We start from the raw sequence: 2,702 nt of genomic DNA, 5'->3' as shown, positions 1-2,702 counted from the left end.
CTCGGAGAGACCGCCCCAGATGCCGAACCGCTCGTCGTGGGCGAGGGCGTAGTCGAGGCACTCACCGCGCACGTCGCACGTCAGGCAGACCCGCTTCGCCTCGCGCGTGGACCCGCCCTTCTCGGGGAAGAAGGCCTCCGGGTCGGTCTGGGCACAGAGCGCACGCTCCTGCCACATGAGCTCCTCTTCGGGGGACAGTGGCAGACCCAGATCGAATGACATGTCCGTAATTACACGCCTGGCGCTGCCATACGTCAAGCCGAATTGCACGATCCGCGCCGTCTCCGGCGTGTCGCGCCGCGGGGCAGGGGTCCGGACGGCACGCCAGGGGCCGGGACGGGGCACTCGACCGGCGGCGGTCCCTGCGAGGATGGCGCCGTGACGACCCTCGCCGACCTCCTCCCCGCCGTGCGCGAGCCGGGCCGCCCGCTCCTCACCTGGGACGACCGCGGCACCGGCGAACGGGTGGAGCTCAGCGCCACCACGACGGCCAACTGGGTCGCGAAGACGTCGTCGCTGCTGGTCGACGAGCTCGACGTCGAGCCGGGGACGCGGGTGCGCGTGGGCCTGCCGACGCACTGGCTGCGCTTCGTCTGGCTGCTGTCGTGCTGGAACGTCGCCGCGGTCGTCGCGGAGCACGACGCCGCGGTCGGCGTGAGCGGCCCGGAGCTCCAGGGCGACGAGCCGGTCCGGCTGGCGGCGTCGCTGCGTCCGCTGGGCGGACGGTTCCTCGAGCCGCCCGTCGGCTTCGTCGACCTCGCGACGGTCGTGCCGGGCCAGCCCGACGTCTTCGTGCCGCTCGACCCGCCGACGCCCTCCTCCCCCGCCGTCGACCTCGGGGACACGGGCGCGCTCGACCACGCCGCCCTCCTCGCCGCATGCCCGCCCGACCCGCGGCGCCTGGCGGTGCGGCCCGGGTCGCTCGAGCGCGACGTGCGACTGCTCGTCTCGGCCCTGCGCGGCGGGGGCTCGGTGGTGGTCGTCGCCGGAGCCGACGACGACGTGCTGGCCCGCGTGGCGGAGCAGGAGCGCGCCGAGGTCGTCGCCTGAGCGGATCCTCTACACTTTCGACGGCCGCTCGCAGGTCCCCTCCCCGCTGCCAGACCACAGGAAGGCCCTCCGCCCGGATGAGCCGACAGCGCGTGAACACCAGCCCGCCCTCCGCCGTCCCCGGGCTCACCAAGGTCGGCGGCCGCCCGCCCCTCGGCGCCTACCTCGTCGACGTCCTGCGCCACCGCGAGTTCATCCAGGCGCTGGCCCGCTTCCGGATCGAGGCCGACAACGGCCGGAACCGGCTCGGCATGGCGTGGGTGGTCCTGCGCCCGCTGCTCAACGCCGGCGTCTACGGGCTCGTGTTCGGGTTCGTGCTCCAGACCAGCCGCGGTGTCGAGGACTTCGTCGCGTTCCTCGTCATCGGCGTCCTGATGTTCGAGTACTTCTCGACCTCCTTCTCGACCGGGGCGAAGTCGATCACCACCAACGCGGCCCTCGTGCAGAGCCTGGCCTTCCCCCGCATGGCGCTGCCCCTGGCGCTGGTGGCCGAGCGGTTCCTGCAGTTCGTGCCGATGGTCGGCGTCATGGCCGCCTTCGCCATCGGCTACGGCAACCTCCCCGACCTGGAGTGGCTGCTGCTGGTCCCCCTGGTCGCGCTGTTCACGGTCTTCAACACGGGTCTGGCGCTGATCACGGCGCGGCTCACCGTGCACTTCCGCGACCTGACCAACCTGCTGCCGTTCATCTCGCGGATGTTCTTCTACACCTCGGGCATCTTCTACAGCATCGACCAGCGCTTCGACCCCGGGACGACGTTCCGCACCGTGGCCGACGCGCAGCCCATCCACGAGTTCCTCTCGCTGGGCCGGGCCGTGCTGCTGGACGGCCCCGACTACGCGATGCCGTGGCACTTCTGGGGCTACGCCGCGGCGTGGTCGGTGGCGGTGCTGGTCCTCGGCACGATCTTCTTCTGGGCGGCGGAGGAGCGGTATGGCCGGACCGACTGAGTCCCCTCTCGACGACCAGCCCGGAGCCGCGGAGCCGCGCCGTCCGGTCGTGGTCGTCGACGACGTGCACGTGGAGTACAAGGTGCTCTCCACCGGCAAGCGCGCCGGGCCCGCGGAGACCGGACGCCGTCTGCTGCAGCGCACCGGCGGCACCCGGACGCGTCACGACCCAGCATGCTGGGCGTCGGGGCGGCCCTGATCAAGGACCTGTCGGGTGAGCGCAACGTCATCCTCGGCGGTCTCGCCCTCGGGCTCAGCCGGGCCGAGATCGAGGCGAAGTACGAGGAGATCGTCGACTTCTCCGGCATCCGCGACTTCATCGACCTGCCCATGCGGACCTACTCCTCGGGCATGACGGCACGGCTGAAGTTCGCCATCGCGACGGCCCGCGACCACGAGATCCTCATCGTCGACGAGGCGCTGGCCGTCGGCGACCAGGCGTTCCGCGAGCGCAGCGAGGCCCGCATCCGCTCGATCCGTGACGACGCGGGCACCGTGTTCCTCGTCAGCCACTCGATGCGCTCGATCCGCGACACGTGCAACCGGGTGCTGTGGATCGACCGCGGCGTGCTGGTCATGGACGGCCCCACGGACGAGGTCGTCGACGCCTACGAGCAGTCGCGCTCGACCCCGTAGTCCCCGTAGCCCCGTCGTCCCCGCCCAGCTCAGCAGGCTGCTGCGAGGTCCTCGACGTTGTTCGCC

At 71.8% G+C, this 2,702-nt stretch carries 5 protein-coding genes; 4 read left to right on the top strand and 1 reads right to left on the bottom strand.

Annotation, left to right across the window (positions count from 1 at the left end; all coding sequences use genetic code 11):
• The coding region (locus tag A6Q79_RS07560; protein WP_317697502.1) for a WhiB family transcriptional regulator at positions 1–222 on the bottom strand (222 nt) is incomplete at its 3' end.
• A gap of 156 nt (positions 223–378) precedes the next feature.
• Here A6Q79_RS07560 and A6Q79_RS07555 point away from each other — a divergent pair.
• The 4 genes from A6Q79_RS07555 (at position 379) to A6Q79_RS07540 (ending at position 2,636) form a co-directional block, all read left to right on the top strand.
• Complete coding sequence (locus tag A6Q79_RS07555) at positions 379–1,050, top strand: TIGR03089 family protein (protein WP_286690766.1); 672 nt, start codon at positions 379–381, stop codon at positions 1,048–1,050.
• A gap of 77 nt (positions 1,051–1,127) precedes the next feature.
• Positions 1,128–2,000, top strand: coding sequence for an ABC transporter permease (locus tag A6Q79_RS07550; protein WP_286690765.1), 873 nt, complete (start codon positions 1,128–1,130; stop codon positions 1,998–2,000).
• Entirely contained in the window at positions 1,984–2,199 is a 216-nt protein-coding gene (locus A6Q79_RS07545) for a hypothetical protein (RefSeq protein WP_317697497.1), read from the top strand. The genes A6Q79_RS07550 and A6Q79_RS07545 overlap by 17 nt, the downstream gene beginning before the upstream one ends.
• The gene (locus tag A6Q79_RS07540) at positions 2,175–2,636 is read left to right on the top strand and encodes an ATP-binding cassette domain-containing protein (RefSeq protein WP_317697494.1); all 462 of its coding nucleotides are present in this window, start codon (positions 2,175–2,177) and stop codon (positions 2,634–2,636) included. The genes A6Q79_RS07545 and A6Q79_RS07540 overlap by 25 nt, the downstream gene beginning before the upstream one ends.
• Positions 2,637–2,702 lie beyond the last annotated feature (66 nt).

The organism is Aeromicrobium sp. REDSEA-S32_B7 (assembly GCF_001626145.1).
Classification (GTDB): Bacteria; Actinomycetota; Actinomycetes; order Propionibacteriales; family Nocardioidaceae; genus Aeromicrobium; species Aeromicrobium erythreum.
Note: the sequence above shows the minus strand (reverse complement) of the source record. Positions and strands in the feature narration are given on the sequence as shown.